Annotated in this window: 1 protein-coding gene; it reads right to left on the bottom strand. The window is 43.4% G+C overall.

Annotation, left to right across the window (positions count from 1 at the left end):
* Positions 1-344: 344 nt before the first annotated feature.
* On the bottom strand, positions 345-2,324 hold the full coding sequence (locus BAZSYMA_RS03720) for a galactose-binding domain-containing protein (RefSeq protein WP_090715751.1): 1,980 nt from the start codon (positions 2,322-2,324) through the stop codon (positions 345-347).
* Positions 2,325-2,402: the final 78 nt, after the last annotated feature.

Below are 2,402 nucleotides of genomic sequence, written 5' to 3'. Positions count from 1 at the left end.
GGTTTGGTTGGGGTGGGTTTTTAAGGGGCGACTAATTATATAACAATAACAAGGTCTTGTATTTATATTAGAGACTTTTGCATAAATAGGAACAATCATCAGAAACCCACTTTTCACCCACTTGGCGATTTTTCCAGCGACACCCAGCAGTCCTCTAGGAGGGCAAACCCAGACTTAGCCCTACTAGGGCAAGGTTTAAAGAATCACCAAGTGGGTGAAAATTGGCTTTTGCCAATCACCCCTATTTATGCAAAGGTCTCTTATCATCTAACATAGCGACCTTGTTTGCCTGATGTGTCTAATTAAATGATTTTTTTGGATTTTGTGGTAGGTTTTCTAGGGACTCAATGATGAACCAGAGCTTCAAACTCTGAATTACCCCATGTCCTAATTGAGCCATCGGACTTAACAGCGCTAAAGGCAAGTGCATTTGAATAAATCTTGATATAGCCTTTGTCAGTGGGTGCGTTTATGGGTTTGTTACCGTTACTCCGCAAATTCTTTAAGTCACCCCATGATGTAATTGAACCATCGGCTTTAAGAGCGGCAAAGGCTCTACCAGTTGAATAAATCTTGATATAGCCTTTATCAGTGGGTGCACTGGGTGCGTTTGTACCTCCACTCCCTGAGTTACCCCATGTTGTGATTGAGCCATCAGCTTTAAGGGCGGCAAAGGCATATCCGTTTGAATAAATCTTGGTATAGCCTCTACCAGAGGGCGCACCTGTGCCCCCATAACCCGAACCACCCCACGCCGCGATTGACCCATCGGCTTTAAGGACGGCAAAGGCACCATTGGTTGAATAAATCTTGGTGTAACTATTACCAGAGGGCGCACCTGTACCTCCATGACCCGAATTACCCCACGCCGCAATTGACCCATCAACTTTAAGGGCGGCAAAAGCACCATTAGTTGAGTAAATCTTGGTATAGCTGTTACCAGAGGGTGCACCTGTGCCTCCAGTCATTGAACTACCCCACGCTGCGATTGAGCCATCAACTTTAAGGGCGGCGAAGGCATATCCGTTTGAATAAATCTTGGTATAGCCACTACCAGAGGGCGCACCTGTGCCTACATAACCCCACGCCGTAATTGAGCCATTGGCTTTAAGGGCGGCAAAGGCGTATCCATTTGAATAAATCTTGATATAGCCATTACCAGAGGGTGCACCTATACTTCCCGCCCCACCCCACGCTACGATTGATCCATCGGTTTTAAGGGCGGCAAAGGCACCATAAGTTGAATAAATCTTGGTATAGCCATTACCAGAGGGCGCACCTGTACCTCCATGACTTGAACTACCCCACGCCGCAATTGAGCCATTGGCTTTAAGGGCGGCAAAGGCGTATCCATTTGAATAAATCTTGGTATAGCCACTATCAGAGGGCGCACTTGCACCTCCATAATTCGGAACACCCCACGCCATGATTGAGCCATCGGCTTTAAGGGCGGCAAAGGCCCGCTTATTAGCATAATTTGGTGAACTGTGAAATCCATTAAAATCATTCTGAGCACTAGAATAATCCACCTCAGCAAAATGCAAAGGATCGACACCCATAACCTGAACTTCTGCTAGAGAGAGATAGTCATTGTCAAGCAACTGGATTTTAACATAGCGACCTTGTTTGCCTGATGCGTCTAATTGAATGATTTTTCTAGGATTAGGCGCGACATGAAAGTCTTGTTGATAGATGTGGGTGTTGAAGTCGGCTTTATTAGAGATACTAACTTGGTAATTACTTAGTCTGTTTATACAGCAATCAGTGCGGTTGTAGATAATAATTTGCTTGATATTTTTTTGACCGCCTAGATCAACCTGCCACCAAGCACCTTGTTCGTGTTCGGTAATGGCTATGCTTCTATTAGAGAGTTTACCATTAGTGTTACCATCTACTGCATAGCCAGCAACAGTGAAGACAGCGTGTATATATGTGCTGGATTGTGTGGCATGTTTTCTAAGGGCCAGATTAGTAGTGCCGACACCAACAGTAATAACAACAGTTGCAGTGTCCTGACCACGATGACCAACTGCTGTCACAGTATAAGTGACTGAATCAGAGGCAACAATTGGCGCTCCAGAGATGGTTCCAGTTTTTGTATTAAAGGATAAGCCATTGGAAATAGCAGGAGAAATTAAGTAATAAGAAACAGCATCACCTCTATTAGTGATGGTAACAGGTGTAATAGCAGTTCCAGAAGTGGCACTAACATGATTAGCACTGATTGTGATGAGTGGGTCTAGCACAACACTAAAAGTATTTAAAGAGACTAAAAAGATGGTAATTGCAAAGAGTTTAGTTAGTTTGTTTAATGCGTTTATCATTTTCAGAAATAATGATTAAAAGATTTATTACAACAGTTACCCAAATCCAAAAAATAATTTTCTCACATAAAAAACTAC

Origin of the sequence: Bathymodiolus azoricus thioautotrophic gill symbiont, from assembly GCF_001298715.1 — a bacterium.
Classification (GTDB): domain Bacteria; phylum Pseudomonadota; class Gammaproteobacteria; order PS1; family Pseudothioglobaceae; genus Thiodubiliella.
Note: the sequence above shows the minus strand (reverse complement) of the source record. Positions and strands in the feature narration are given on the sequence as shown.

Coding starts and splice junctions, on each gene's coding strand:
- BAZSYMA_RS03720 (WP_090715751.1), bottom strand. CDS start 2,324: ATGATAAACGCATTAAACAAACTAACTAAACTCTTTGCAATTACCATC.